Source organism: Streptomyces sp. SN-593, assembly GCF_016756395.1.
GTDB classification, from domain to species: domain Bacteria; phylum Actinomycetota; class Actinomycetes; order Streptomycetales; family Streptomycetaceae; genus Actinacidiphila; species Actinacidiphila reveromycinica.
On the sequence record NZ_AP018365.1, the window covers coordinates 1,943,943 to 1,970,304 of the forward strand.

Annotated in this window: 25 protein-coding genes; 10 read left to right on the top strand and 15 right to left on the bottom strand. The window is 72.8% G+C overall.

Annotated features, from left to right (window positions below):
- Positions 1–41: 41 nt before the first annotated feature.
- From qcrB to ctaE, 4 genes are all read right to left on the bottom strand, one after another.
- Positions 42–1,682, bottom strand: coding sequence for a cytochrome bc1 complex cytochrome b subunit (gene qcrB / locus RVR_RS08125; protein WP_202233207.1), 1,641 nt, complete (start codon positions 1,680–1,682; stop codon positions 42–44).
- A complete protein-coding gene (qcrA, locus tag RVR_RS08130) occupies positions 1,679–2,743 on the bottom strand; it encodes a cytochrome bc1 complex Rieske iron-sulfur subunit (RefSeq protein ID WP_202233208.1) in 1,065 nt (354 codons plus the stop codon). Before qcrA ends, qcrB begins: the two co-directional genes overlap by 4 nt.
- Complete coding sequence (gene qcrC / locus RVR_RS08135; RefSeq protein WP_202233209.1) at positions 2,740–3,549, bottom strand: cytochrome bc1 complex diheme cytochrome c subunit; 810 nt, start codon at positions 3,547–3,549, stop codon at positions 2,740–2,742. Before qcrC ends, qcrA begins: the two co-directional genes overlap by 4 nt.
- 108 nt (positions 3,550–3,657) lie before the next feature.
- On the bottom strand, positions 3,658–4,278 hold the full coding sequence (ctaE, locus tag RVR_RS08140; RefSeq protein ID WP_202233210.1) for an aa3-type cytochrome oxidase subunit III: 621 nt from the start codon (positions 4,276–4,278) through the stop codon (positions 3,658–3,660).
- A gap of 177 nt (positions 4,279–4,455) precedes the next feature.
- Here ctaE and RVR_RS08145 point away from each other — a divergent pair, with 177 nt between their 5' ends.
- Positions 4,456–4,878 (top strand): response regulator transcription factor, encoded by a 423-nt coding sequence (locus RVR_RS08145; protein WP_202233211.1) that lies wholly within the window; start codon positions 4,456–4,458, stop codon positions 4,876–4,878.
- A 67-nt stretch (positions 4,879–4,945) separates the two neighbouring features.
- Here the strand turns inward: RVR_RS08145 and RVR_RS08150 are convergent, their stop codons facing one another.
- The 4 genes from RVR_RS08150 to ctaC all read right to left on the bottom strand — a co-directional run bounded on the left by RVR_RS08150 (position 4,946) and on the right by ctaC (position 9,540).
- Positions 4,946–6,277 carry a L,D-transpeptidase gene (locus RVR_RS08150; RefSeq protein WP_202233212.1) on the bottom strand — a complete coding sequence of 444 codons (1,332 nt, stop codon included), beginning with the start codon at positions 6,275–6,277 and terminating at the stop codon, positions 4,946–4,948.
- A gap of 133 nt (positions 6,278–6,410) precedes the next feature.
- The gene (locus tag RVR_RS08155; RefSeq protein WP_202233213.1) at positions 6,411–6,809 is read right to left on the bottom strand and encodes a cytochrome c oxidase subunit 4; all 399 of its coding nucleotides are present in this window, start codon (positions 6,807–6,809) and stop codon (positions 6,411–6,413) included.
- Positions 6,806–8,551 (bottom strand): aa3-type cytochrome oxidase subunit I, encoded by a 1,746-nt coding sequence (ctaD, locus tag RVR_RS08160; RefSeq protein WP_202233214.1) that lies wholly within the window; start codon positions 8,549–8,551, stop codon positions 6,806–6,808. The genes RVR_RS08155 and ctaD overlap by 4 nt, the downstream gene beginning before the upstream one ends.
- Positions 8,548–9,540, bottom strand: coding sequence for an aa3-type cytochrome oxidase subunit II (gene ctaC, locus RVR_RS08165; RefSeq protein ID WP_202233215.1), 993 nt, complete (start codon positions 9,538–9,540; stop codon positions 8,548–8,550). The genes ctaD and ctaC overlap by 4 nt, the downstream gene beginning before the upstream one ends.
- Before the next feature lie 346 nt (positions 9,541–9,886).
- On the opposite strand from ctaC, the gene RVR_RS08170 reads away from it, so the two are divergent.
- Positions 9,887–11,452 (top strand): cysteine desulfurase/sulfurtransferase TusA family protein, encoded by a 1,566-nt coding sequence (locus RVR_RS08170; protein WP_202233216.1) that lies wholly within the window; start codon positions 9,887–9,889, stop codon positions 11,450–11,452.
- Positions 11,453–11,488: 36 nt separating this feature from the next.
- Here RVR_RS08170 and RVR_RS08175 read toward each other — a convergent pair whose 3' ends face one another.
- Positions 11,489–12,466: a carbohydrate kinase family protein gene (locus RVR_RS08175; protein WP_202233217.1), complete on the bottom strand. Its 978-nt coding sequence runs from the start codon at positions 12,464–12,466 to the stop codon at positions 11,489–11,491.
- Between the two features lie 195 nt (positions 12,467–12,661).
- On the opposite strand from RVR_RS08175, the gene RVR_RS08180 reads away from it, so the two are divergent.
- Positions 12,662–12,862, top strand: a complete 201-nt coding sequence (locus RVR_RS08180; RefSeq protein ID WP_202233218.1) for a hypothetical protein — start codon at positions 12,662–12,664, stop codon at positions 12,860–12,862.
- A gap of 134 nt (positions 12,863–12,996) precedes the next feature.
- Positions 12,997–14,475, top strand: coding sequence for a hypothetical protein (locus RVR_RS08185; RefSeq protein ID WP_202233219.1), 1,479 nt, complete (start codon positions 12,997–12,999; stop codon positions 14,473–14,475).
- Between the two features lie 113 nt (positions 14,476–14,588).
- Here the strand turns inward: RVR_RS08185 and RVR_RS08190 are convergent, their stop codons facing one another.
- Entirely contained in the window at positions 14,589–14,942 is a 354-nt protein-coding gene (locus tag RVR_RS08190; RefSeq protein ID WP_202233220.1) for a HesB/IscA family protein, read from the bottom strand.
- A gap of 269 nt (positions 14,943–15,211) precedes the next feature.
- Between RVR_RS08190 and nadA the strand changes: the two genes are divergently transcribed.
- Together nadA and RVR_RS08200 are read left to right on the top strand one after the other, a co-directional pair.
- A complete protein-coding gene (nadA, locus tag RVR_RS08195) occupies positions 15,212–16,384 on the top strand; it encodes a quinolinate synthase NadA (RefSeq protein WP_202238471.1) in 1,173 nt (390 codons plus the stop codon).
- Positions 16,385–16,442: 58 nt separating this feature from the next.
- Positions 16,443–17,315 (top strand): GNAT family N-acetyltransferase, encoded by an 873-nt coding sequence (locus RVR_RS08200; protein WP_202233221.1) that lies wholly within the window; start codon positions 16,443–16,445, stop codon positions 17,313–17,315.
- A gap of 85 nt (positions 17,316–17,400) precedes the next feature.
- Here the strand turns inward: RVR_RS08200 and RVR_RS08205 are convergent, their stop codons facing one another.
- Together RVR_RS08205 and RVR_RS08210 are read right to left on the bottom strand one after the other, a co-directional pair.
- Positions 17,401–18,462, bottom strand: a complete 1,062-nt coding sequence (locus RVR_RS08205) for a nicotinate-nucleotide--dimethylbenzimidazole phosphoribosyltransferase (protein WP_202233222.1) — start codon at positions 18,460–18,462, stop codon at positions 17,401–17,403.
- A gap of 353 nt (positions 18,463–18,815) precedes the next feature.
- Positions 18,816–20,039, bottom strand: coding sequence for a bifunctional adenosylcobinamide kinase/adenosylcobinamide-phosphate guanylyltransferase (locus RVR_RS08210; RefSeq protein WP_202233223.1), 1,224 nt, complete (start codon positions 20,037–20,039; stop codon positions 18,816–18,818).
- Between the two features lie 224 nt (positions 20,040–20,263).
- On the opposite strand from RVR_RS08210, the gene RVR_RS08215 reads away from it, so the two are divergent.
- Entirely contained in the window at positions 20,264–20,536 is a 273-nt protein-coding gene (locus RVR_RS08215; protein WP_202233224.1) for a hypothetical protein, read from the top strand.
- A 12-nt stretch (positions 20,537–20,548) separates the two neighbouring features.
- Here the strand turns inward: RVR_RS08215 and RVR_RS08220 are convergent, their stop codons facing one another.
- The 3 genes from RVR_RS08220 to RVR_RS08230 form a co-directional block, all read right to left on the bottom strand.
- Positions 20,549–21,658 carry a S1C family serine protease gene (locus RVR_RS08220; protein ID WP_202233225.1) on the bottom strand — a complete coding sequence of 370 codons (1,110 nt, stop codon included), beginning with the start codon at positions 21,656–21,658 and terminating at the stop codon, positions 20,549–20,551.
- A 142-nt stretch (positions 21,659–21,800) separates the two neighbouring features.
- Positions 21,801–22,574, bottom strand: coding sequence for a class I SAM-dependent methyltransferase (locus RVR_RS08225; protein WP_202238472.1), 774 nt, complete (start codon positions 22,572–22,574; stop codon positions 21,801–21,803).
- A 140-nt stretch (positions 22,575–22,714) separates the two neighbouring features.
- Positions 22,715–23,305, bottom strand: coding sequence for a DUF3043 domain-containing protein (locus tag RVR_RS08230; RefSeq protein WP_202233226.1), 591 nt, complete (start codon positions 23,303–23,305; stop codon positions 22,715–22,717).
- A gap of 195 nt (positions 23,306–23,500) precedes the next feature.
- Between RVR_RS08230 and RVR_RS08235 the strand changes: the two genes are divergently transcribed.
- The 3 genes from RVR_RS08235 to RVR_RS08245 all read left to right on the top strand — a co-directional run bounded on the left by RVR_RS08235 (position 23,501) and on the right by RVR_RS08245 (position 26,359).
- On the top strand, positions 23,501–24,292 hold the full coding sequence (locus tag RVR_RS08235) for a PspA/IM30 family protein (RefSeq protein ID WP_202233227.1): 792 nt from the start codon (positions 23,501–23,503) through the stop codon (positions 24,290–24,292).
- 43 nt (positions 24,293–24,335) lie between these two features.
- The gene (gene pspAA / locus RVR_RS08240; RefSeq protein ID WP_202233228.1) at positions 24,336–24,614 is read left to right on the top strand and encodes a PspA-associated protein PspAA; all 279 of its coding nucleotides are present in this window, start codon (positions 24,336–24,338) and stop codon (positions 24,612–24,614) included.
- Between the two features lie 245 nt (positions 24,615–24,859).
- On the top strand, positions 24,860–26,359 hold the full coding sequence (locus RVR_RS08245) for a sensor histidine kinase (protein ID WP_202233229.1): 1,500 nt from the start codon (positions 24,860–24,862) through the stop codon (positions 26,357–26,359).
- Positions 26,360–26,362 lie beyond the last annotated feature (3 nt).

Here is a 26,362-nt window from a genome sequence, read left to right on the forward strand (position 1 = left end):
CCCGGTCCGGCCCGGGTGCGCTGCTTCGCCAGGACGGCCGCCTAGTGGTGGCCGTGCCCGCTGGTGATCTCCTCGTACTCCTCCGCCGTCGGCTTCGGGATCTGGCTGTGCTCGCCGTAGAACCCCTGCGACAGCTTCGCCTGGACCTTCGCGATCGGGCTGGCCTTGCGGGCGACCCCGTTCTCGTCGGTCTCCGGGCCGAGGTCGATCGGCCGCGGCTGCTGGTGGGCGGTGAGGACGTGCAACTGCTGCTGCGACAGCGGCTCGTGCACCTCGATGAACTCGCCGTGCGGCAGCCGCTTGATGATGCCGCTCTCCCGCCCGTGCAGCACCTTGTCGCGGTCCCGCCGCTGGAGTCCCAGGCAGATCCGCTTGGTGATCCAGAACGTGATCACCGGCGCGACGAAGAAGCCGACCCGCACGAACCAGGTGATCGCGTTGATCGACAGGTGGAAGTGCGTGGCCCACAGGTCGTTGCCGCCGCCGATGAGCAGCACGAAGTACTCGGTCAGCCAGGCGACGCCGAGCCCGGTGCGCACCGGGCGGTTGCGCGGCCGGTCGAGCAGGTGGTGCTCGTTCTTGTCACCGGTGATCCAGGACTCGATGAACGGGTAGACCGCGATCGAGACCATCACCAGCGGGAAGATCAGCAGCGGGATGAAGACGCCGAGCACCAGGGTGTGGCCCCAGGCCCTGATCTCCCAGCCGGGCATCACACGGATCAGGCCCTCGGAGAAGCCCATGTACCAGTCGGGCTGGGCTCCGGTGGACACCTGGTCGGGCCGGTAGGGGCCCATCGTCCAGATCGGGTTGATGGTGGCGATCGCCGCGATCGCGGCGATGACACCGAAGACCAGGAAGAAGAAGCCGCCGGCCTTGGCCATGTAGATCGGCATCAGCGGCGCGCCGACGACGTTCTTCTCGGTCTTGCCCGCACCCGGGAACTGGGTGTGCTTGTGGAAGAAAACCAGGATCAGGTGCGCGACCAGCAGGCCGGCCATCAGGCCCGGCAGCAGCAGGATGTGCACCGAGTAGAACCGGCCCACGAAGTCGTGCCCGGGGAACTCCCCGCCGAACAGGAACATCGACAGGTACGTGCCGACGATCGGCACGGACAGGACCGCGCCCTCCATGAACCGCACACCGGTGCCGGACAGCAGGTCGTCCGGGAGCGAGTAGCCGGTGAAGCCGGTGAACATGCCCAGGAAGAGCAGGGTCCAGCCGAACAGCCAGTTCAGCTCGCGCGGCTTGCGGAACGCGCCGGTGAAGAAGACGCGCATCATGTGCACGATCATCGCGGCGATGAAGATCAGCGCCGCCCAGTGGTGGATCTGCCGGACCAGCAGGCCGCCGCGCACCTCGAAGCTGATGTGCATCGTCGAGGCGTACGCCTCGGACATCTGCACACCGTCCAGCGGCGCGTACGGGCCGTGGTAGACGACCTCGTTCATGCTCGGGTGGAAGAACAGCGTCAGATACACACCCGTGAGGATGAGGATCACGAAGCTGTAGAGGCAGACCTCGCCGAGCATGAAGGACCAGTGGTCCGGGAAGATCTTGCGCAGGTTGGACTTGGCGAGCTTGTAGAGCCCGAGCCGGCCGTCGGTCCACTCCGCGACCCGTTCACCGGGGTTCGTGGGGCGGCCACGCCGGGTCGGGGCGTCGTCGGTCGTGGTGCTCATGAGCGCTCCCAGAATGCCGGGCCGACGGGCTCCTCGAAGTCGCCGAGGGCGATGAGGTTGCCCTCACTGTTGACGCTGATCCGAAGCTGCGGCAGCGGGTGGCCGGCGGGGCCGAAGAGCACCCGCGCCCCGTCGGAGAGGTCGAACGTCGACTGGTGGCACGGGCAGAGCACGTGGTGCGTCTGCTGCTCGTACAGGCTGATCGGGCAGCCGACGTGGGTGCAGATCTTGGAGAACGCGACGATGCCCTGGTGGCTCCAGTCGAGCTCGCGCTTGTCCTTGATGTCGTCCGGCTTGAGCCGGATGATCATCAGGGCCGCCTTGGCGAGCTGCTCCTGGAAGTCGTCCTGGCTCTCCTCCAGCCCGTCGGGCTGGGCGAAGGTCAGGGAGCCGACGAGGACGTCCTCGGGGCGCAGCGGCTGGTTGGTGTTGGTGTTGATCAGCTGCTTGCCCTTGGCCCACATGGTGTGGTCGAGCTTCTTCTCCGGCAGCGGCCCGAGGTCGCGCAGGATGACGAGGCCGGCCAGCGGCACCATGGTGAGCGCGCCCATCATGGTGTTGCGGATCAGCTTGCGGCGGCCGAAGCCGCTCTCCTTGGCGCCGGTGATCCACTGCTGCCGGACGTTCTCCCGCAGCTCGTCGTCGGCGTCGATCCGGTGCCGGTCGTCGGCGACCTCCTCGTCCGCCATCAGCGTGCGGGCCCAGTGCACGGCGCCCGCGCCGATGCTGAACAGCGCCACGGCCAGCGTCAGGCCGAGCGAGAAGTTCAGCGCGCTGACGTGGCCGAACGGGAAGATGTAGACGATCTTGTCGACCGGGAAGATCACGAAGCAGGCGATGAAGGCGATCGTGCCCAGCATCGACAGCGTGAACAGGCCCGCCACCACCCGCTCGGAGTGCCGGGCCGCCTTCTCGTCGATGTCCTGGCGCCGGTGCTCGTGTGGCGGCAGTCCGGGGTCGGCGAACGGGTCGGTCCGGGCGATGGTGTCGCCGTGGTGACCGTCCTGCGCGCTCGGCAGGTTCTCAGGCACGTCGGTGTGCGATCCCGTCTCGTCGCTCATGATTTCTTGGCCTTAGTCGTCCGGGCTGCGAGCCAGACCGCGATGCCGAGCAGCGTGCCGAGACCGAAGACCCAGGCGAACAGGCCCTCGGAGACCGGGCCGATGGAGCCGAGCGTGAAGCCGCCGGGGTTGGGGCTATCCGCGCTGTCCACGGCCTTCAGGTAGGCGATGATGTTCGCCTTCGCGTCGGAGGGCATCGTGCTGTCCGGGAAGGACGGCATGTTCTGCGGGCCGGTCTGCATGGCCTCGTAGATGTCCTTGGACGAGACGCTCTTCAGGCTCGGCGCGAACTTGCCGTGCGTCAGCGCGCCGCCCTTGCCCACGAAGTTGTGGCACTGCGAGCAGTTGGTCCGGAACAGCTCGCCGCCCTTGGCGACGTCGGCGGAGGCCGGGCTGTACTGGTCCTTCGTCGGGGTCGCCGGGCCGGGGCCGAGCGACGCGACGTACGCGGCGAGCTGGTCGATCTCGGACTGGCTGTAGGTGTTCTTCTTCGCCTCGATCTGCGGGCCCGGCTGCTTGGCCGGCATGCGGCCGGTGCCGACCTGGAAGTCCACCGCGGCCGAGCCGACGCCGACGAGGCTGGGCCCGTCGGAGCTGCCCTGCCCCGAGGTGCCGTGGCAGCTCGCGCAGCCGACGTCGTAGAGCTTCTTGCCCTGCTCGATGGCGAGGGAGGACTGCGAGGTGTCAGCCTGCGCCTTCGGCGCCGGCGCGAGCGCGGCGTACAGCCCCCCGGTGGCCGCGAGCGCGAAGAGTAGGACGACAAGCGCCGCCAGCGGATGGCGTCGTCGTACGGAGAGCTTTTTCACGGATTACCCCGGTGTCAGGATCTCTTGTGTCGATGCTTCTGGCTGTGCCGCCGGCGGGTCGCGTCCTCCGTCCGGAGTGCGACGCGGCGCCGGACGGCGCGGTACCGGCTACTTGATCAGGTAGATCGTGGCGAACAGGCCGATCCAGACGACATCGACGAAGTGCCAGTAGTAGGACACGACGATGGCTGCGGTGGCCTGCTGATGGGTGAACCGCTTGGCCGCGTAGGTGCGGCCCAGCACCATCAGGAACGCGATCAGACCACCCGTCACGTGCAGCCCGTGGAACCCGGTCGTCAGGTAGAACACCGAGCCGTACGGGTCGGAACTGAGCGAGATCCCGTCCTTCCTGACCAGGTTCGTGTACTCGAAGATCTGCCCGCCGATGAAGATGGCGCCCATCACGAACGTCACGATGAACCAGGAGCGCAGCTTCTTCACGTCACCGCGCTCGGCGGCGAAGACGCCCATCTGGCACGTGAAGGAGGAGAGCACGAGGATCGTCGTGTTCGTCGCGGAGAACGGCACGTTCAGCGCGTCGGCGTGGGCCTTCCAGAAGGTCTCACCAGTGACCGACCGAAGAGTGAAGTACATCGCGAAGAGGGCCGCGAAGAACATCAGCTCGGAACTCAGCCAGATGATGGTCCCGACGCTGGTGAGGTTCGGCCGGTTGACCGACGGGTGCGCGTGCCCGGTTTCTACTGCTGTTGCTGTCGCCACGTCCGACATTATGTCGGTCGCTTATCCGGCGCTGACTCCGGGGGTCCCCCTTCGGTGTGTCAAGCCCGGTCGGCGACCCGCACGGCCTAGTTGGCCGTCCTTCGATCGGGCGACCCCTCCTCGGAAACCCCCTGGCGGGAGTAGCATCCGAGCCACTTGAGAAATCCTTCACGAGGAGGAGCCACGATGCAGGCGACCGCCACCGTGCTGGTCTACAGCGACGACGCCAACACCCGGGAGCAGGTCCGGCTCGCCGTCGGCCGCCGGCCCTCCGCCGACCTCCCCCCGGTGCGGTACCTGGAGTGCGCGACACTCCCGGCCGTGCTCAGCGAGTTGGAGAAGGGCGGCGTCGACGCCGTGGTGCTGGACGGGGAGGCCAACCCGGCCGGCGGCATGGGCGTGTGCCGCCAGGTGAAGGACGAGATCTTCCACTGCCCCCCGGCGCTGGTGCTGATCGGCCGCCCGCAGGACGCGTGGCTGGCCACCTGGAGCCGTGCCGACGCCGCGATCACCCATCCGGTGGACCCGGTGGCGCTCTCCGAAGCCCTGGCGGTCCTGCTGCGCCGCCGGCTGGAGCCCGCCACCACCAAGGCCGTCGCCCACCGGTAGACCCGGTGGACGACGGCTGTCCGGCACGCCCCGCCCGGACGTGGCGAAGACGCGGTAGGAGGGGCCCTCAGGCGGTCTGGGGGCTGAGACGGGCCGGGGTGCCGGCCGGGACGTCGACCGGAGTGGTCTGGTCCTGGTCGGTGCCGCTGTCCTGGGAACTGCTGCCGGTGCTGCCGCCGGCGCCCGCCGAACCGCCGTTCAGCGCGCTGCCCTTCTGCCACTGGGCCCAGCTCAGGTTCCAGTCGCCGAAGCCGTTGTCGAACGGCGTCATCGTCGGGCCCTGGCTGTTGACGACCTGCACGACGTCCCCGACCCGGACGTGGTCGAAGAACCACTCCGCGTCCGCGGTGCTCATGCCGGTGCAGCCGTGGCTGACGTTGGCGTACCCCTGGGAGCCCACCGACCACGGCGCGGCGTGCACGTACTCGCCGCTCCAGGTCACCCGGGTGGCCCAGTAGACCGGCAGGTCGTACGAGTCCGAGCTGCCGGCGGCGATACCGACCGTGGAGCTCTTCATCTGGACGAACGACTCCTTGTCCAGCACCACCTTGATGCCGTTGCGGGTGTCGAAGCCCGGCTTGCCGGTGGTGACCGGGAGGGTCCGGACCACCTTGCCGTCGTCCTTGAAGGTCATCTGGTCGCTGGAGGCGTCGGTGAGCGCCTCGATGCGGTCGCCGGTGTGGACCGTCAGCGGCTTGTCCGCCCCGCCGTAGAGCTTCTTGGCGATCTGCACGCCGCTGAGGGTGCTGCGGGCGGTGATCGTGGCGTGGGCGGGCCAGTACGTGCTGGGCCGGTAGTGCAGCGTCCTGTCGTCCACCCAGTACCAGGAGCCCTGCGCGGCCCGCGGGCTACTGACGACCTGGAGGTGGGACTCCACCACCGCGCGGGACTGCTTGTCCTTGACCGGGGCGCTGAGCGACGCGGTGATCGGCTGGCCGACGCCGTAGGTACCGGCTTCCGGGCCGAAGGTGACGTGGAATCCGGCCGTCGCGCCGGTGGTGTCGAAGCTGAGGGTCTTGCGGCCGGGGTGGCCGCCGGAGTCCTCGGTGCTCACCCGGACGGTGTAGTGGGCGCCGGCGGCGAGCGGAGTGGTGGAGTGCCAGCTCCGGCTGTCGGCGCTGAGCTGGCCGCTGACGTACCGGCCGGTCGAGTCGGTCGCGGTGACGTCGGTGATCTGCGAGCCGTTGTGCACGGAGACCTTGAGAGGCTTGGCCGGATTGGCCTTGCCGCCGCCGGCGGAACCGAAGGTGACCTTGGCCGCGGCGTCGTGGGGGGAGGATGCCAGCGGGTTGCCACCACCGCCGCAGGCGGCGAGTCCTATCGCGAGGGGCGCCGCGAGGATCGCGCGGCGCACGGTTATCAGCCGGCGGGGACGGGGGCGCTCGGGGAGGTGGTTCATGCGACTCACGCTAGGAACGGCCGCCGGATTCCGCGCGGTGGACGCCTGCAAAACGGTGAGGGCGGGCCCTGAGCACCGTGTCGGTGCTCCGGACCCGCCCCTCGGTCGGCGGCCGTCGCGGCCGCCCGTGCGCCTACTGGGTGCGGTTCTCACCGTGGTAGTACTCGAACACCCATCCCCACACGCCGACCAGGATCACCGGCAGGGAGAAGAAGAGCAGCCACCAGCCGAAGATGATGCCGAGGAAGGCCAGGCTGCCGCCGATCGCCAGGGCGAGCGGCTGCCAGCTGTGCGGGCTGAAGAAGCCCAGCTCGCCCGCGTCGTCGGCGACGTCCGCGTCCTCCCGGTCCTGCGCGCCGGTGTCGGCCCGCCGGGCGGTGAACGCCAGGTAGAAGCCGACCATGGTGCACAGCGCGAAGGCCATGAACAGCGCCGTGGTGCCGGCCGCTTCCTTCGACCACAGTCCGTAGACGATCGCCGACGCCAGGATGAAGGCGGCGAAGCCCAGGAACATCTTGCCTTGGACCTTCACTTGCCGGCCTCCGTCTCGTCCGAGCCGGACAGCACGGGCGCCGCCGGGGCTCCGCTGTGGGCCAGCGCGTCCAGGGCCGCGATCTCCGGGTGGTGCAGGTCGAACGCCGGGGATTCGGAGCGGATCCGGGGCAGCGTGAGGAAGTTGTGCCGCGGCGGCGGGCAGGAGGTCGCCCACTCCAGCGAACGGCCGTAGCCCCACGGGTCGTCGACCTCGACCTTCTTGCCGTACTTCGCCGTCTTCCAGACGTTGTAGAGGAACGGCAGGATCGACAGGCCGAGCAGGAACGAGCTGATCGTGGACACCGTGTTCAGCGTGGTGAACCCGTCCGCCGCGAGGTAGTCCGCGTAGCGGCGGGGCATGCCCTCGACACCCAGCCAGTGCTGGACGAGGAAGGTGCCGTGGAAGCCGAAGAACAGCGTCCAGAAGGTGATCTTGCCCAGTCGCTCGTCGAGCATCTTCCCGGTCATCTTGGGCCACCAGAAGTGGAAGCCCGCGAACATCGCGAACACCACGGTGCCGAAGACGACGTAGTGGAAGTGCGCGACCACGAAGTACGAGTCCGAGACGTGGAAGTCCAGCGGCGGCGCCGCCAGGATGACACCGGTCAGACCACCGAAGGTGAAGGTGATCAGGAAGCCGATGGACCACAGCATCGGTGTCTCGAAACTGAGCGAGCCCTTCCACATGGTGCCGATCCAGTTGAAGAACTTCACACCGGTCGGTACCGCGATCAGGAAGGTCATGAACGAGAAGAACGGCAGCAGCACGCCGCCGGTGACGTACATGTGGTGCGCCCACACCGTGACCGACAGGCCGGCGATGGAGATCGTCGCGGCGACCAGGCCGATGTAGCCGAACATCGGCTTGCGGCTGAAGACCGGGATGACCTCGGAGATGATGCCGAAGAACGGCAGCGCGATGATGTACACCTCTGGGTGGCCGAAGAACCAGAAGAGGTGCTGCCACAGCAGTGCGCCGCCGTTGGCCGCGTCGAAGACGTGCGCGCCGAACTTCCGGTCCGCTTCCAGACACAGCAGCGCGGCCGCCAGCACCGGGAAGGCGAGCAGCACGAGCACCGCGGTCAGCAGCACGTTCCAGCAGAAGATCGGCATCCGGAACATCGTCATGCCCGGGGCGCGCATGCAGATGATCGTGGTGATGAAGTTGACCGCGCCGAGGATCGTGCCGAAGCCGGACAGCGCCAGACCCATGATCCACATGTCGGCGCCGACACCGGGCGAGTTCACCGCGTTGGACAGCGGCGAGTACGCGAACCAGCCGAAGTCGGCCGCACCCTGCGGGGTGACGAAGCCGCCCACCGCGATCAGCGAGCCGAACAGGTAGAGCCAGTAGGCGAACATGTTCAGCCGCGGGAACGCCACGTCGGGCGCGCCGATCTGCAGCGGCATGATCCAGTTGGTGAAGCCCGCGAACAGCGGCGTCGCGAACATCAGCAGCATCACGGTGCCGTGCATCGTGAACGCCTGGTTGAACTGCTCGTTGGACAGGATCTGGTTGCCCGGACGCGCCAGCTCGGCCCGCATCAGCAGCGCCAGGACGCCGCCGATCAGGAAGAACGCGAACGACGTCACCAGGTACATGGTGCCGATGGTCTTGTGGTCGGTGGTGGTGAGCCACGACACGGACATCGAACCGGGCTTCCTGACCCGGGCCGGGATTTCGTCCTCGTAGGAGTCGTCGGCCTCCGCCGCACCCTGAGGTTCGTTGAGAATGCTCATGTGGTCTTGGGCTCCGAGTTCTTCGCGTTGCCCGTGGTGGCGATGCCCGACGGCAGGAAACCGGTCTGACCCTTCGCCGCCAGGTCCTTGAGGTGCTGCTCGTACTGCGCCGGCGTGACCACCTTCACGTTGAACAGCATCCGCGAGTGGTCGACACCGCAGAGTTCGGCGCACTTGCCCTTGAAGTCGCCGAGGCGGCTCGGGGTGACCTGGAAGTCGTTGGTCTGGCCGGGCACGACGTCCATCTTCATCAGGAAGGGGACGACCCAGAAGTCGTGGATGACGTCACGCGAGGTCAGCACGAACCGGACGGTCTCGCCCTTGGGCAGCCACAGCGTGGGCCCGGGCAGCCCGGTGTCCGGGTCCTTGCTGGCCGCGGTGCCGACGTCGTAGACGCCCTCCTCGCCCTTCTGCCAGTCGAGCTTGTTCTGCGGGATCTCGGAGATCTCCGACGGCACCTTCTTGGGTGTCGCCGCGTTGCCGTCCACGTTCTCCAGGTAGTTGAAGCCCCAGCTCCACTGGAACCCGACCACGTTGATCACGTGCTGCGGCTTCTTCGAGGTGTCCAGCAGCTTCGTCTCGTCCCGGGCGGTGAAGTAGAACAGCACCGCGATCACGAGGATCGGGACGATCGTGTAGAAGGCCTCGATCGGCATGTTGTAACGGGTCTGCGGAGGGACCTCGACCTTGGTCCGGCTGCGCCGGTGGAAGATCACGCTCCACAGGATCAGGCCCCAGACCAGTACGCCGGTCGCCAGTGCGGCGGCCCAGGAGCCCTGCCAGAGGGAGAGGATTCGCGGTGCCTGTTCCGTCGCCGGGGTGGGCATACCGAGGCGGGGATAGTCCTTGTAGGAGCAACCGGTAGCGGTTACCAGGACCAGGCCCGCGGCCAGCGCCCGCGGCAGCCATCGCCGCACCGGGCGCCGCGACAATGGGGTACCTCCCACGCCGTCCTGGCCGTGGGGGAGGTCGGAGCCGTTGGGACTCACGTAGCGCCTTCCCGAGAGTCTCGCCCGCGCGTCCCGAGTGTTCCGGCCGTCTGCTGGTCGGTCGGCCCGAGCGCGGGCGCGTAGGTGTGGATGTTTATGCGGCACAAACCCTACTGGACGCTATTTGGAGTCTCGCGGGGAGGGGGGCCAACGCGCCGGGGCGCTCCCCGAAAGGTTGGATCACGTGCGGATCGCCTGCGTGCCGGGGGGCCGTCGGGTGCCGCTCGGCTGTCTCTCGGCTGTCTCTCGGGTGCCGCGCCCGCCCGGAATGCCGCACGCCGCCGACGTTCTGACGCCGCGCCGAACGGCGCCGCCGGGCGGCGGACCGGGGTTGTAGCGTGCTGAGGTGCCCTACTTCGACGCGGCGTCCGCCGCTCCCCTGCACCCGGTGGCGCGCGAGGCGCTGCTCGCCGCGCTCGACGAGGGATGGGCCGACCCGGCCCGGCTGTACCGCGAGGGGCGGCGGGCGCGGCTGCTGTTGGACGCGGCGCGCGAGGCCGCCGCGGAGGCGGTCGGCTGCCGCGCCGACGAGTTGGTGTTCACTCCTTCGGGGACGCGCGCGCTGCACTCGGCGGTGTCGGGGGTGGCCGCGGCGCGGCGCCGGGCCGGCCGCCGGCTGGTGGTGTCGGCGGTGGAGCACTCCGCGGTGCTGCACGCCGCCGAGGCGGTCGCGGGGGGCGGGACCGTACAGGTCGGGGTGGATCGGACCGGGCGGGTGGCGCCGGCGGACTTCGCGGCGGCGCTCGCGGGCGGCGCGGAGCCGGGGACCGGGGCAGAGCAGACGACAGGGGAGGAACCGGCGGCCGGGGAGGGCACCGCGCTGGCCGCGCTCCAGTCGGCGAACCACGAGGTGGGCACCGTCCAACCGGTCGCGGAGGTGGCCGACCTGTGCCGCGCGGCCGGGGTGCCGCTGCTGGTGGACGCGGCCCAGTCGCTGGCGTGGGGACCGGTGGAGGGCGCCTGGTCGCTGCTGGCGGCGAGCGCGCACAAGTGGGGCGGCCCACCCGGAGTGGGGCTGCTGGCGGTGCGCAAGGGCACCCGGTACGCCCCCCAGGAGCCCGCGGACGAGCGGGAGTCGGGCCGCTCCCCCGGTTTCCAGAACCTGCCCGCGATCGTGGCGGCGGCCGCGTCGCTGCGGGCGGTCCGCGCGCAGGCCGCGTCGGAGGCAGCCCGGCTCTCGGCCCTGGTGGACCGGATCAGGACGGAGGTGCCCCGGCTGGTGCCGGACGTCGAGGTGGTCGGCCACGACCGGCTGCGGCTGCCGCACCTGGTCACCTTCTCCTGCCTGTACGTCGACGGGGAGGCGCTGCTGGCCGGTCTGGACCTGGCGGGCTTCTCGGTCTCCTCGGGGTCGTCCTGCACCTCCAGCACCCTCACGCCGAGCCATGTGCTCAGGGCCATGGGAGTGCTGTCGGAGGGGAACATCCGGGTGTCGCTGCCCGCCGGCGCCACGGCGGCCGACGTCGACCGCTTCCTGGACACGCTGCCCGGGGTGGTGGCGAGGGTGCGCGCCCACCTCGACGCACCGGCGGCCGTACGCGGAGCGGAGGACGAACCCGCTGCCCGGGCGCACGCCGACGCCCCGGAGCCCGGGCACGAGGACCGGAACGGGGGCCGGGACCGGAACGGGCACGAGGACCGGAACGGCGACGGCAGCCAGGGCGGCGGGCGGAACGAGGGCGGGGACGCGGGCCTGGTGGTCGACTCGCTCGGCAAGCGCTGCCCGATCCCGGTCATCGAACTCGCCCGGGTGATCGGCCGGGTGCCGGTCGGCGGCCTCGTCACGGTGCTGTCCGACGACGAGGCCGCGCGCCTGGACATCCCCGCGTGGTGCGAGATGCGCGCCCAGGAGTACGTCGGTGAACGCCCCGCCGAGCGCGGCGCCGCCTACGTGGTGCGGCGCCGCGGCTGAGCGGGGCGGACGGGTGCGGTGCGGGTGCGGGTGCGGTCAGGCGCCGATGTGGCCGCGCACCTCGTCGGCGGCGGTGTCGCCGTACGCCTTCGCGAAGCGCTCCATGAAGTGGCCGCGGCGCAGTTCGTACTCCTGGGTGCCGAGGGTCTCGATCACCAGGGTGGCGAGCATGCAGCCGATCTGGGCGGCGCGCTCCAGGCCGACGCCCCAGGCGAGGCCGGACAGGAAGCCGGCGCGGAAGCCGTCGCCGACGCCCGTCGGGTCGACCTTCGCCTCCTCCTGCGCGCAGCCGACGACGATGTCCGGCTCGCCCTTGCGCTCGATCCGGACGCCCTTGGCGCCGAGGGTGGTCACCCGGTTCTCCACCCGGTCCAGGATCTCCGCCGCGCTCCAGCCCGTCTTGGACTCGATCAGCCCGGCCTCGTACTCGTTGTTGAACAGGTACGCGGCGCCCTCGACGAGCACCCGGATGTCGTCGCCGTCCATACGGGCGATCTGCTGGGAGAAGTCCGCGGCGAACGGGATGGAGCGGGCCCGGCACTCCTGGGTGTGGCGGATCATCGCCTCGGGGTCGTCGGCGCCGATGGAGACCAGGTCCAGGCCGCCGATCCGCTCGGCGACGTGCTGCAACTCGATCAGCCGCGCCTCGCTCATCGCACCGGTGTAGAAGGAGCCGATCTGGTTGTGCTCCGAGTCGGTGGTGCAGATGAAGCGGGCGGTGTGCAGCACGTCGGAGATCCGCACCGAGTCGGTGTCCACGCCGTGGCGCTCGAGCCAGGCCCGGTACTCCGCGAAGTCGGTGCCCGCCGCGCCGACCAGGATCGGCTTGGTGCCGAGCTGGCCCATGCCGAAGCAGATGTTGGCCGCGACGCCGCCGCGCCGCACGTCCAGCGCGTCGACGAGGAACGACAGCGACACCGTGTGGAGTTGGTCCGCGACCAGCTGATCGGCGAACCGCCCGGGGAAGTTCATCAGGTGGTCGGTGGCAATGGATCCAGTTACGGCGATGCGCACGGCGGCGGCTCCCTGGAAACGGTATTGGGGGACGCCTAACGCTACAGGGGCCGGGCGCCCGACCGGCCCCGGCGGCCCCGTCCCGCCGCCACCGGACCGGCCCTGGCGGCGGGGCGGCCCGCGGCGCCCGCTCCCTCCCGAAACTACCGGTTGGTAGGACTTTGTCCGAGCCGCGAAGGTGCCTAGGGTCGAAGTATGAGCACTCCCCGCACCGCTGCGTACACGGAGAATCCCGAGAGCATGGCCGAACTGCTCGGCGACTGCCGCCGCACCGCGGAGCACTGGCGCGCCGCGGCGCCGGCGAAGCCGCAGGCGGGAGGCGTGCGTCCGCCGGGCATCCACGTCCCGGCGACGTCGGTCGCGGCCGTGCGGGGCATGGCGGAGTACGGCGCCTGACGGCGCGGGGCCCGGGCCGCCCGGGCCCCTCCCCCTCGCCCTCCCCCGCCCTCCTCACCCGAACGGTGGAACCGCTTCGGGCCCCGCCACGTCACATGTGCACCTGACGGTCGACAGAGCCGAAGGAGCACACAGTGAGCAACGAACGCGACGACGGCGCCACCGAAGGCACCGCCCCGGGCCCGCTGGACGCGGAGCGCGCGGTGGGCGCCGAGAGCCCGGACCACGAGAACCGGCCCACCCGCAGGCCCCGGTGGGCCGTGGGGGCGGTGGTGGCGGCCGTCCTGGTGGCCGGAGGCGGGGGCGCCTGGTGGGCGTCCGCGGCGAGCGGCGGAGGAGGAGACGACGGGGTGCGGCCGCTGCGCATGGACGCGCCCGTGAACGGGGTGGCCGCGGCCCCCTCGGCCCCCTCCGACGGCGGCACCGACCGCTACCACCTGACCGGCACCCTGCCGAAGGGCCCGCAGAAGGCGGCGGTGTACGAGGCGTCCGGCACCGTGACGGCCTCGGACGTCCAGCACCTGGCGCGGCTGCTCGGCGTGCCCGGCGGCGTGCGCACGGAGGACGGCTCCTGGCGGGCGGGTGCGGAGGCGGGCGCCGACGCGCCGTCGCTGGTGGTGGGCAAGGCCGCGCCGGGCACCTGGTCGTACACCTCGGGCGGTGCGCCGGCGACCGGTGCCCGCACCGACGGCTCGGGTACCTCCCCGGTCCCGGCGGCGAAGGCGCTGGCCGTGGCCGCGCCGGTGCTGAAGGGCCTCGGGCTGTCCGGCGCGAAGGTGGACGCCTCGACCGCGGTGGGCGCGATCCGGACGGTGAGCGCCGACCCGCGGGTGGGCGGGACGGCCACGCACGGCTGGACCACCTCCCTCCAGGTCGGCGCGGACGGCCGGATCCGCGACGGCTTCGGCCGACTGGCGGACCTGGAGAAGGGTGACACCTACCCGGTGGTCGGCGCGGCCACCGCGCTGAAGGAGCTGAACTCCCCGACCACGGTCATGCACCCGGGCGCGGTGAACGGCGGCGTGGTGCCCGGCGGGTCGGGGAGCGTGCCCGGCAGCGGCGCCGGGCAGTCGACGGAGGTGCGCGGCGCGTCCTTCGGGCTCGCGCTGGAGTACGTGGCGGGCGTCCAGACGCTGGTGCCCGCCTGGCTGTTCGAGACCGCGCCGACCGGGACGGCCGCCACCTCCGTGGTGGCGCAGACCGCGGTGGACCCGCGCTACATCACCAGCGGTACCACCGGCGACGCCTCGGGCACGCCGCCCACCGGGACGCCGTCCTCCCCGCCGCCGCCGAACCCGGGCGGGCCGATCCTGCCCGCCCCGACGGGTTCGTCGGACGGGCGGACCGTGCACCGGGTGCCGGTCGACTCGTACACCACCTCGGGCCGCACCCTCACGCTCGTCTACGAGGGCGGGCAGTGCGACGCCTACAAGGCGTCGGCGAGCGCGAGCGGCGACCAGGTGCGGGTCTCGGTGGTCGCCACGCCCAAGCCGAAGGGCACGGTGTGCCCGATGATCATCGGGCAACTGCACCAGACGGTGACGCTGGCGGCGCCGCTGGGCGACCGCACGGTGGTGGACGCCTCGAACGACCGGACGCTCGCGGGCCGCTGACCGCCCCGACCGGTCCGGACACGACGAAGCGGCGGCGCCCATGGGGGGTGCCGCCGCTTCCTCCCGGCCCGACCGCGGAGCCCGGCGGGCTCGCGTTCGGGCTCGGGGAGGTGTCAGTGGAAGGAGTCGCCGCAGGCGCAGGAGCCGGTGGCGTTCGGGTTGTCGATCGTGAAGCCCTGCTTCTCGATGGTGTCCACGAAGTCGATGGAGGCGCCGCCCAGGTACGGGGCGCTCATACGGTCCGTGACGACCTTGACGCCGTCGAAGTCCTTGACGACGTCGCCGTCGAGGGCGCGCTCGTCGAAGAAGAGCTGGTAGCGCAGGCCCGAGCAGCCGCCGGGCTGGACGGCGACCCGCAGCGCGAGGTCCTCACGGCCCTCCTGCTCCAGCAGGCTCTTCACCTTGGCGGCGGCAGCGTCGGACAGGAGGATGCCGTCCGTCGTGGTGGTCTCGTCCTGAACCGTCATGTGCTTCACTCCCGGGTTGTACGGACTGCTGGCTGTCGATGACTAACCGATGCCTCTTCGGATTCATTCCGGGTCCGCGGCGACTTATTCCTGACTCGTCCTCCATGGTCGCACACGCCCGGGTGTTGCCCAGCGGTGTGCGTCACAGTGACGAATCCGGCATCGTCAATCTGACGCGAACGGGATATGATAGATAGTGTCAAGTAGACGAGAAGGTCTGCGCGCTGCGAAGAAAGGGCTACGGGCCCGTGACCACCACACACACCCCGATGGACCCGACGGCTCCGCTGGACGTCCGGCCCACGCCGCTCGCCCTGCTGCTGCTCGGCCGCGAGTCCGACCCGCGCAGCGAGCGCGGCGTCGAGTGCCCCGGCGACCTGCCCGCGCCGTCCGACCCCGACCTGGTGGCCCGCGCCCGGGCGGCCAAGGCGCGGCTGGGCGAGCGGGTCTTCGTCCTCGGCCACCACTACCAGCGCGACGAGGTCATCGAGTTCGCCGACGTCACCGGCGACTCCTTCAAGCTCGCCCGCGACGCGGCCGCCCGGCCCGACGCGGAGTACATCGTCTTCTGCGGCGTGCACTTCATGGCCGAGTCCGCGGACATCCTCACCTCGGACGCCCAGCAGGTGATCCTCCCCGACCTCGCGGCCGGCTGCTCGATGGCCGACATGGCCAGCGCGGAGCAGGTCGCCGAGTGCTGGGACGTGCTGGCCGACGCCGGCGTCGCCGACGTCACCGTCCCGGTGTCGTACATGAACTCCTCGGCCGACATCAAGGCGTTCACCGGCCGGCACGGCGGCACCATCTGCACCTCGTCCAACGCGCGGCGCGCGCTGGAGTGGGCGTTCGAGCAGGGCGAGAAGGTGCTCTTCCTCCCCGACCAGCACCTCGGCCGCAACACCGCGGTGCGCGAGATGGGCCTGTCGCTCGACGACTGCGTGGTCTACAACCCGCACAAGCCCGGGGGCGGCCTGACGCCCGAGCGGCTGCGCGCCGCGAAGATGATCCTGTGGCGCGGGCACTGCTCGGTGCACGGGCGCTTCTCGCTGGAGTCGGTCGAGGACGTGCGCGCCCGCGTCCCCGGGATCAACGTGCTGGTGCACCCCGAGTGCAAGCACGAGGTCGTCACCGCCGCCGACCACGTCGGCTCCACCGAGCACATCATCAAGATGCTCGACGAGGCACCCGCGGGCTCGGCGTGGGCGCTGGGCACCGAACTCAACCTCGTCCGCCGCCTGGCCGCGGCCCACCCCGACAAGCAGATCGTCTTCCTCGACCGGACCGTCTGCTTCTGCTCCACGATGAACCGCATCGACCTGCCCCACCTGGTGTGGACGCTGGAGTCGCTGGCCGACGGCAAGCCGGTCAACCGCATCCGGGTCGACGCCGAGACCGAGCACTACGCCAAGCTGGCGCTGGAGCAGATGCTCGCCCTGCCGTAACGAGCCGTCCCCGCGAGGAGGTTGTACCGCCGCCTGCTCGCCGTCGCATGATGGAACGGTGATTCTTCGCCCCGTACGCGACGACGAGCAGGACGCCGGGGTCGTACGGGAGATCGCGGCGGCCGCGTTCGGCGTGCCGCGGTCCCTGGACGGCGGGCAGGGAACGGACGACGCCGAGCGGACCGCCCGGCAGCACGGCCGGACGCGGCACCTGGCCCGGAGCGACCCCGGCGGGTGCTGGATCATGGAGGACGAGACCGCCGGCCCGGTCGGCGCGGTGCTGTCCGCGCGGCGCGAGGGAACCTGGTCGCTGTCGCTGCTCGCGGTGGTGCCCGGAGCGCAGGGCAAGGAGGTCGGCAAGGCGCTGCTGGCGCGGGCCCTGCACTACGGCCGGGCCTGCCTGCGCGGGATCGCGTGCGCGCCGGGCGACCCGGTGGCCGCGCGGACGCTGCGCCGCGCCGGCCTGACCCTGCATCCGACGCTGCGGCTGTCGGGCCGGGTGGACACCGGCGGCCTCGATCCGCTGGACGGCGCCGTGCACCAGGGCAACGCCCGGCACCGCGACCTGATGGACTCCGTGGACCGGCGCACCCGCGGCGGGGCGCACGGGCCGGACCACGACGAACTGCTGTGCCACAACGCGCTGTTCGTCGTGGACGACCTGGCCGGCAGCGGCTACTGCTACGCCCGGGCCGGGCACGTCGAGGCGCTCGCGGCGACCTCCCGCCGGCTGGCGACCCGGCTGCTCACCGCCGCGCTGGTGGCCACGCCCCCGGGGGAGGCGGCCCGCGTCACCCACGTCAGCGCGGAGTCGCAGTGGGCCCTCGACGTCGCGGTGGCCGCGGGGCTCGACATCGCGAACGACGGCTTCCTGTGCCTGCGCGGCCTGCGTCCCCCCGAACTGTCCATCCCCTCGCGCACGTTGCCGTGAGGGCCGCCGCCGGCCCTCCCTCCCGGACGCCCGCGGCGGGCCTTCGCGGAACGCGGAGGCCCGCCGCGGGCGGGGCTCTGCCGGCTCAACCGGCGGGCGGGGCCACCTGCTCGGGTGCGAGGCCGGCCGAGAGGGCCGCCGCGGCCTGGAGGAGCGGGAGTGCCAGGAGCGCCCCGGCGCCGCCGCCGACGGCGACGGCGCGTTCGAGCAGCGGTTCGAGGGACACCCGGTCGAGTGCCTTGGCCTGCCCGGCCTCGCCCGTGCCGGCGCCGGCCACCCACCAGTCGGGCGCGCGGAAGGCCACGCGCTGGGCGACCAGCGCGCAGGCCGCGCTGACCACCCCGTCGAGCACGACGGGCAGCTTGCGCACCGCGGCCTGGAGCAGGAACCCGGTGATCGCGGCGAGGTCGGCCCCGCCGACCGCCCCGAGCAGCGCGAGCTGGTCGCCGAGCACCGGGCGGGCCCGGCGCAGCCCGTCCCGGATCGCCGCGCACTTGCGCATCCAGGCGAGGTCGTCGATGCCGGACCCCCGCCCGGTCACCACGGAGGCGTCGGTGCCGCACAGCGCGGCGATGAGCACGCCCGCGGCCGTGGTGCCGCCGACGCTGAGGTCGCCCAGCAGCACCAGGTCCGTCCCGGAGTCGGCCTCCTCGTCGGCCAGCGCCAGCCCGGTGCGGAACGCCTTCTCCGTCTCCTCCGGGCTCAGCGCGTCCTCGACGTCGAGCCGGCCGGAGCCGCGCCGCACCCGGTGCGCGGTGACCGCGGCGGGCAGGTCCGCCGGGTCGCAGTCGACCGCCACGTCGATGACGCGCAGCTCCGCGCCGTACTGGCGGGCCAGGATCGCGGCGGGCGAGGTGCCGTCGAGGGCGGCCCGCACCAGGTCGACGGTGCTGCCCGCGGGCCTGGTGGAGACCTCCAGCCGCGCCACCCCGTGGTCGGCGGCGAAGACCAGGGCCCTCGGGCGGACGATCGGCCGCGCCACCGCCTGACCCTGCACCGCGGCGAGCCAGTCGGCCAGTTCGGCCACCCGCCCGAGCCCGCCGGACGGCCGTACCAGGCCGCTCCAACGTTCCTGCGAGTCCCGACGCACGCCCGCGTCCGGCCGCTCCACCAGGGCCCCGAAGTCGTCCAACTCAATGCCACTCACCCGCCGAACAGTACCGGGCCGCCGCGCTCGGCCGCGCGGACCCTCCAGGGTGCGATGTTCCGCCGGTCCGGGGCCCCTTGCCGGTGCGGGGCGACGGTGCCGCGCCGTGGCCGCGGACCGCGCCCCGGCCGCGACCGGCGGACCGCAGGGTCCCGGCACCCGCGGGACGGCCCCCTCGGCCCGAGGCCCCCGAGCCGACGGGCCCGCGCGCGGGGGCCCGTCCCTGCTGGCCGTGCGGGCGTCGCAGGGGCAGGGCGACGGCCCCGCGCGGGGGCCGTCCGCAGTCCGGGGCGGGGAACGCGGGCGGGGAAGGGGGGCCCGGCTGCCGGGACGGACACGCGCGGGAGACCGTCCTACCGCAGCGGCAGCGACAGCCCGGCGACCGTGAGGAGGACGTGCTCGGACTCGGCGGCGACGGCCGCGTTGAGCCGGCCGAGCGCGTCGCGGAAGCGACGCCCCGCCGGAGTCGCGGGGACCACCCCGGAACCGACCTCGTTGGAGACGCCGACCACCGTACGGCGGGTGGCGCGCCACGCCGCGCCCAGCGCGTCGATCCCGGCCTCGACCGCGGCCGCCCCACCGCCGCGCCAGGTCGCGTCCTCCCACGCACCGGCCGCGTCCATGACGTGGGTCAGCCACAGGGACAGGCAGTCGACGAGCAGCGGCGGCCCCGAGGCGTCGGCGAGCAGGGGGACGAGGTCGCAGGTCTCGACGGTGCGCCAGGAGGCCGGCCGCCGTTCCCGGTGCGCGCTGACGCGCGCCGCCCACTCCGCGTCGCCCTCGCGGGTGCCGCCGGTGGCGACGTAGAGGACGTCGGGGAAGGCGGCGAGGCGGCGTTCGGCCTCGGCCGACTTGCCGGACCGGGCACCGCCCAGGACGAGGGTGCGCCGCGGCAGGTCGGGGACGTCGCGGTAGTCGCCGACGGCCAGGGTGGTGCCGTCGGGCACCGCGCGGGCGCCGAGGGCGGCGAGGCGGCGGCCCAGTTCCGGCCCGGGCGGGGCGTCGTGGCCGAGGTGCACCGCCACGACGTCCGTCGTCCCGGCCACCGCGCCGGCCGCGCGCAGCCGGGCCAGCGCGTCCGGCCGCCCGACCAGGTCGAGCAGCACCAGGTCGTACGGCGCGACCGCCCGGTCCGCGGCGTGGTTGCCGTTGTCGGCGAGGCCCGCCGGGGCGCATCCCGGCGGCAGGTAGAGCGCGCGCAGCCCCTCCGGCGACTCGACCTCGTAGCCGGTGCCAAGGGCGTCGGTCGCCACCGCCCGCACCCGGTGCCCGGTCAGCACCGACAGCTCCCGCCCGTCGGGCACCCGGGCCGGTGCAGGCAGCCCTGGCGGGATCTCGACCGGCGGGCCGTCGTGCGGATGGGACAGCAGCACCAGCCGCAGCCCGCCCAGGGTCCGGCCGGCACGGGCGGCGGCGAGCGCGGCGCCGGGGACCAGGTCGAGCAGCACCACGCCGTCCACGAGCACCGACGTGGCGCCGCGCGCGCCGGCCCCGGTGGCGAGGGCGCAGGCGGCGCAGGGGCAGTCGGGCACCGGCAGGCCCTCGGGGCCGCCGGTGCCGAGCAGAGTCAGTTCCACAAGGCGATCGTCTCGCGCCGGCCGGACCCGGGCGCGCGGGGACCGCCCAAGCGGCTGCCGGGCGGCGCGGCGGGCACCACCGCGGGCGCCGGGCGCCGCGCCGACTTCGGGGCGCCCTCTCGACGGCTCCGGGGCGCGCTGGAAGGATCATCGATGCCCCGGCGAATCGTGCCTATACGCTTCCCGGGCACTGTCGTCCGTTTTCCCGGCCCGAGGAGAAGCACATGGCGTGGACGTGGCGGTTCGAGGCGGCTGACGGCACCGAGGTGGAGCCCTCGGTGCCACCGGAGGAGTTCCCGACCCAGGGCGACGCCGAGTCCTGGATCGGCGAGGTCTGGAAGGAGCTGGCGGCCGGCGGCGCCGACCAGGTCACCCTCTTCGAGGACGACACCCGCGTCTACGGCCCCATGAGCCTGGCGGCGGCCGACCCCGAGCCCGCGGCCGAGTCCGAGCCGGCCGCCGAGCCCGAGCCCGGGCCGGCTCCGGAGGAGTCCTGACCGGCGCGGGGATCAGTTCAGCGATCCGAGCGTGACCTGGGCGGTCCTGGTGGCCGAGTCCCGCACGTAGGCGACCTCGACCTTGTCGCCCGGCTGGAGCCCGGCCAGGGCCTCGGTCAGCGACTGGACCGTGGTGATCGACGCCGACCCGACCTTGGTGATCACGTCGCCCGCCCGGAGTCCGGCCTTCGCCGCCGCGCCGCCCCGGGTCACGCTGACGATCGCGGCGCCGGACGGCTGGAAGTCGGAGCCGACGACGCCGCGGACGGTCACGTCGAGCGCCGCCCGCCCGGAGTCGGTGACCTTGCCGTCCTTGATGATCTGGTCGGCGATCCGCTTCACCGTGGAGGAGGGGATGGCGAACCCGATCCCCGGCGCCGCGCCGCTGCCGAGCTGCGGGTCGGTGGCGGCGAGAGTGGGGATGCCGACCACCTTGTCGTCGAGGTCGACCAGCGCGCCGCCGCTGTTGCCGGGGTTGATCGCCGCGGACGTCTGGACCATGTCGGGAATGGTGGCCCCGGTGCCGCCGCCGCTGTCGGAGCCACCCTCGCTCACGGTGCGCCCGGTGGCGGAGACGATGCCCTGGGTCACGCTGCTGGACAGGCCCAGCGGGTTGCCCATGGCGAGCACGATCTCGCCGACGGCGGCGGTGTCGCCACTCGCGAAGGCGGCCGGCTTGAGACCGCCGGGCACCGAGGTGAGCCGGATGACGGCGAGGTCGCTGGCGGGGTAGGACGACACGAGCTTGGCGGCCAGCGGGCTGCCGCCGGTGGCCAGGGACACCTGGAAGGAGGTCTCGTCGCCGACGACGTGCGCGTTGGTGACGATGTCGCCCTTGTCGTCGTAGACGACGCCCGACCCGAGGTCCTGCTTGGTGGTGATCTGAACGACCGAGGGCAGCACGTTCCTGACCGTGCTCTGGTACGCGCTTTGCAGGTCGTCGGCGGAGTCGGCCCGCTGCGCGGCGGTCCTGGCGGCGGGCGCCCCGGCGTCCGTGTCGGACGCGGAGCCGGAGGAGGGGCCGCAGCCGGCGGCGAGCAGGACCGCGGCGCACGCCGCGGCGGTGCCGGCGACGGTCGGCAGGAGACGGTGGCGGGGGCGGTCGTTGCGCGATCGACTCATGCCGGAATTGTCGCTTTCGCGGTGCCGCGGGGCTCGGCCCGGACCGCCAATCGGGTCCTCACCCGACCGGTCGGCCGCGCCCCGTGCGCCCGGATGCGGGCGGGTACGCCCGAGCGGCGCCGGTCCGTCCGGGGCGGGCGGATCAGCCGCGCACCCCGCACAGGTGCAGCAGCGCCGCCACCGCGCGGTACGGGTCGGTGCGGCCGGCCTGTTCCTCCGCCGCGAGCAGCAGGCCCAGCTCGTGCGGGTCGGACGGGCTCAGCGCCTGGTCGGGCGCGGTGTCGGTGAAGACCCGCACGCCGTACCAGGCCCGCAGCGGGACCCCGATGCCGTCGAGCACCGCGGTCAGCGCCGCGCGGCGGTCGGCACGGGTGGCCAGGCCCAGGCGGTTGGTGTAGGAGTCGGAGCCGAAGGCGCCCAGCGCCGCCGTCCAGTCGCCGAACAGGCCCGGGCGCATGGCGAGCGCGTCGCCGTTGCGCACCAGCAGGGACAGCATCCCGCCGGGGGTGAGCACCCGGGCCAGCGCGGCGAGCAGCGGCTCGGGGTCGGGGACGTACATGAGCACGCCGTGGCAGAGCACCACGTCGAAACAGGCCGGGCCGAAGTGCCGGCCGGTCTCGCGGCCGTCGCCGCGCAGCACCACGAAGCGCTCACGGACGTCGGCGGGCTCGGCCGCCACCGCCTGCCGCAGCGTGGCGAGCATGGCCGGGTCGGACTCCAGCCCGGTGACGAGGTGGCCGAGCCGGGCGAGCCGCAGCGACTGGGTGCCCTGGCCGGGACCGATGTCCAGCACCCGCAGCCGCCGCCGGGCGTGCGCGCCGGCCGGCTGCGGGAAGCACGCGTCCAGTTGCTCGTCGAGCTGGCGGGCGACCAACTCCTGGCGGACGGTGTTCCGCAGTCCGCCGAGCCCGGCCAGCCAGCCGCCCGCGCCGCCGGTGAAGCCGCCGGCGCCGGGCCCGCCGCCCCGGGCGTCCGGCCCGCCCACCGCGGGCAGGCCGCCGGACGCGGCACCGCCGTAGCCGTACTCGTACCCCGCCGGGCCCCCGTGCCCTCCGGTCAGAGTTTGGTGCCGCGGCTGACCTGCGGCTTCGGCAGCCGCAGCCGCCGCATCTGGAGCGTGCGCATCAGCGCGTAGGCCACCGCGCCCTTGGTGTCCTTGCCCTCGAAACGCCTGCGCAACTGGCGGCGCAGCAGCACGGTGGTGACCACCGAGTCGATCACGATCGCCACGATCACGACCAGCCACAGCAGCAGCGACAGGTCCTGCATCGAACCGGCGACGCTCAGCACCAGGATCACGACCGCGAGCGGCAGGAAGAACTCCGCGACGCGGTAGCGGGAGTCGACGTAGTCCCGGACGAACTTGCGCACCGGGCCCTTGTCGCGGGGCGGCAGATAGCGCTCGTCACCCCCGGCCAGCGCCTGGCGCTGCTTGGCCATGTCCGCCCTGCGCGCGTCGCGGGCCTGTTTCGCCGCCGACTTGCGGTCGGTGGGCGTGCTCACGGCCTTGCGGCGCTGGCTCTGGGCCTCGCTGCGCTTGGGCGTGGGGCGACCCTTGGGAGCCTGCGGGTCGCGGGGCTGGTCCTCCAGCAGCGCCGTGGTACTGGCGCTCTGGGCCTGCTCATCTTGGGAACGACGTCGGAACACGTCTCCAAGGTTACGTGCTTCCGGCGCCGGGCCCCAGCCCCTCACCTACTCCTTGGGCGCTAGGTCGCCGAACCGTGATCGTCCCTACGGATGACCGCATCCGCTCCCGAACAGTGCGGTAATGGAACCAGGGCCCGTAGGCTGGGGTCTGTAGAGGTGCTGGAGCAGTTGCCGAGAAGGGGGCGCGCGAGGCCCATGAGCGGTGTCATGAAGCGGATGGGAATGATCTTCCGCGCGAAGGCCAACAAGGCCCTGGACCGGGCCGAGGACCCGCGCGAGACCCTCGACTACTCGTACCAGAAGCAGCTTGAACTGCTGCAGAAGGTACGCCGAGGGGTCGCCGACGTGGCCACGTCCCGCAAGCGGCTCGAACTGCAGCTCAACGATCTGCAGAAGAAGTCGTCGACCTACGAGGACCAGGGCCGCAAGGCGCTCGCGCTCGGCCGGGAGGACCTGGCCCGCGAGGCGCTGTCGCGCCGGGCCGCGCTCCAGCAGCAGGTGACCGACCTGGAGGCGCAGCACACGCAGCTCCAGGGCGAGGAGGAGAAGCTCACGCTCGCCTCCCAGCGGCTGCAGGCCAAGGTGGACGCCTTCCGCACGAAGAAGGAGACCATCAAGGCCACCTACACCGCCGCCCAGGCGCAGACGCAGATCGGCGAGGCGTTCTCCGGCATCTCCGAGGAGATGGGCGACGTCGGCATGGCGATCCAGCGTGCCGAGGACAAGACCGAGCAGTTGCGCGCGCGGGCCGGTGCCCTCGACGAGCTGATGGCCTCCGGTGCCCTGGACGACCCGAGCGGCCTCGGCAAGGACGACCTCCAGGCGGAGCTGGACCGGCTCTCCGGCGGCAGCGACGTCGAGCTGGAACTCCAGCGCATGAAGGCGGAGCTGTCCGGCGGCAGCAGCACCCCGGCGATCGAGGGCGGCCAGAACGGCCAGGACGCCCAGGCGCAGCCCCAGGACAGGCCCCGGTTCGACAAGCAGTGACCCGCCCGACCGAGCCCTACGCAGCCTTACGGAGGAGGCCGTCATGATCGTACGGATCATGGGGGAGGGCCAGGTGCGGGTGGACGAGTCCCACCTCACCGCGCTCAACACGCTCGACACCGAACTGCTCGCCGCCGTCCAGTCCGGCGACGAGCCCGCGTTCCGCCGCACCCTGGCCGCCCTCCTGGACGGCGTCCGCGGCTTCGGCGAACCGCTCCCCGACGACGCCCTGCTGCCGTCGGAACTGATCCTCCCCGCCCCGGACGCCACCCTGGAGACCGTCCGCGCCATGCTCGACGACGACGGGCTCATCCCCGGGTAGCTCTTCCGGGGGTGGGCCGTCCACGACGGTGCCGCGTCCCGCCCGGCCGCCGCCCGGCGGACGGCTCGTCGGGCAGGGCACGGCTCGTCGGGGCAGGGGACGGCCCGTCCGCGCGGCGGCCCGCGGTGCGCGGCCGCCGGCCCGCCGCCTCTTGCCCGGGAACGGCCGGGACCCGGCTGTTTGCGGGAGGACCCGGAGCCTCGACCACGGCCCGGCGCCCCGCGAGGGGGTTACCGTTGCTTACCGTGCAGTACCCATCCGGAGTCCTCGCTCCGTGGCAATGGCTGCGGGCCCACCGCGCCACGGCCGACGCCGCTCTCGCGTCGGCCGTGTTCGTGCTGATCCTGCTGAGCAGCGTCCTGGGCTCGGACACCTACCGGCTGACCCCGGTGGACATCGGCCTCGCCGCTCCCGCCTGCGCGTCGCTCGGCCTGCGCCGGCGCGCCCCGTGGTCGGTGCTCGCCTTCACCTGCGGGCTGTCCGCCGTGTTCATCGCGCTGCGCCCCGCCGACGGCCGGGTGCCGGTGATCCTCGCCGCGGCGATGGCGCTGTACACGGTCGCGGCCCGCACCGACCGGCACACCACGTGGCTGACGGGGCTCGCGGTCTGCGTCGGGCTGACCGCCCTGGCGATGTCCTTCGGCAACGGCCCCTGGTACGGCCAGGCCAACTTCGCGGTCTTCGCCTGGACCGGGATGGCGGCCGCGGCCGGTGACGCCGTGCGCAGCCGCCGCGCGTACATCGCGGCGGTCGAGGAGCGCGCCGAGCGGGCCGAGCGCAGCCGGGAGCAGGAGGCGAGGCGGCGCGTGGCGGAGGAGCGGATGCGGATCGCCCGCGAGCTGCACGACGTCGTCGCCCACCACATCGCGCTGGTCAACGTCCAGGCGGGCGTGGCCGCGCACGTCATGGACTCCCGCCCGGACCAGGCCAAGCAGGCCCTCGCGCACGTCCGTGAGGCAAGCCGGACCGCGCTGGCCGAACTGCGCACCACCGTGGGGCTGCTGCGGCAGTCCGGGGAGCCCGAGGCGCCGATGGAGCCGGCACCGGGGCTGGCGGTGCTCGACCAGTTGCTGGACGGCTTCCGGCGGGCGGGGCTGCGCGTCACCGTCGAGTGCGACGACCCCGAGCCGGGCGGGCCCGAGGGCGCGGAGCCCGCCGCGCTGCCCGCGTCCGTGGACCTGACCGCGTACCGGGTGATCCAGGAGTCGCTGACCAACGTGCAGAAGCACGCCGGTCCGCGGGCCGGCGCGGTGGTGCGGATCAGCCGGGTGGACGGAGAGCTGCGGGTGGTGGTCGACGACGACGGCGCGCCCGGGCGTGCGGCCGGTGCGCCGCCGCCGCTGTTCGGCGGGCTGCCGCCGCAGGCGGGGGGCGAGGCGCGCGGGCGCACGGACCGGGAGCGCACCGACCGGGAGCGGACGTCCCGGGAGCAGCGCGCGGCAGCGGGCGAGCCCCGCGCGGCGGCCGGCGCGCACGGTACCGGTGGGGGCGGGGGCCGGCCCGGCGCGGGTTCCGGCGCCGGCACCGGTGGAGGGGACGCGGCCGGTCCGGACGCAGCCGGTCCGGGCGGCGCCGCTCCGGACGGGGGCGCAGGCGGCGGGCACGGGTTGCTCGGCATGCACGAACGCGCCTCCGCGCTCGGCGGGGTCTGCCGCACCGGCGCCCGGCCCGGTGGCGGTTTCCGGGTCTCGGTGCGGCTTCCGCTGACGGTGCCCCCGCACGGCGCGGCGGCCCCGTCCCCGTAATCT

Bases quoted from the DNA above. Each gene is read 5' to 3' on its own strand.
- RVR_RS08150 (WP_202233212.1), bottom strand. From the start codon at position 6,277: ATGAACCACCTCCCCGAGCGCCCCCGTCCCCGCCGGCTGATAACCGTG.
- nadA (WP_202238471.1), top strand. From the start codon at position 15,212: ATGGACCCGACGGCTCCGCTGGACGTCCGGCCCACGCCGCTCGCCCTG.
- RVR_RS08235 (WP_202233227.1), top strand. From the start codon at position 23,501: ATGAGCGGTGTCATGAAGCGGATGGGAATGATCTTCCGCGCGAAGGCC.
- RVR_RS08220 (WP_202233225.1), bottom strand. From the start codon at position 21,658: ATGAGTCGATCGCGCAACGACCGCCCCCGCCACCGTCTCCTGCCGACC.
- RVR_RS08215 (WP_202233224.1), top strand. From the start codon at position 20,264: ATGGCGTGGACGTGGCGGTTCGAGGCGGCTGACGGCACCGAGGTGGAG.
- pspAA (WP_202233228.1), top strand. From the start codon at position 24,336: ATGATCGTACGGATCATGGGGGAGGGCCAGGTGCGGGTGGACGAGTCC.
- RVR_RS08145 (WP_202233211.1), top strand. From the start codon at position 4,456: ATGCAGGCGACCGCCACCGTGCTGGTCTACAGCGACGACGCCAACACC.
- RVR_RS08190 (WP_202233220.1), bottom strand. From the start codon at position 14,942: ATGACGGTTCAGGACGAGACCACCACGACGGACGGCATCCTCCTGTCC.
- RVR_RS08180 (WP_202233218.1), top strand. From the start codon at position 12,662: ATGAGCACTCCCCGCACCGCTGCGTACACGGAGAATCCCGAGAGCATG.
- ctaE (WP_202233210.1), bottom strand. From the start codon at position 4,278: ATGTCGGACGTGGCGACAGCAACAGCAGTAGAAACCGGGCACGCGCAC.
- ctaD (WP_202233214.1), bottom strand. From the start codon at position 8,551: ATGAGCATTCTCAACGAACCTCAGGGTGCGGCGGAGGCCGACGACTCC.
- qcrB (WP_202233207.1), bottom strand. From the start codon at position 1,682: ATGAGCACCACGACCGACGACGCCCCGACCCGGCGTGGCCGCCCCACG.
- qcrA (WP_202233208.1), bottom strand. From the start codon at position 2,743: ATGAGCGACGAGACGGGATCGCACACCGACGTGCCTGAGAACCTGCCG.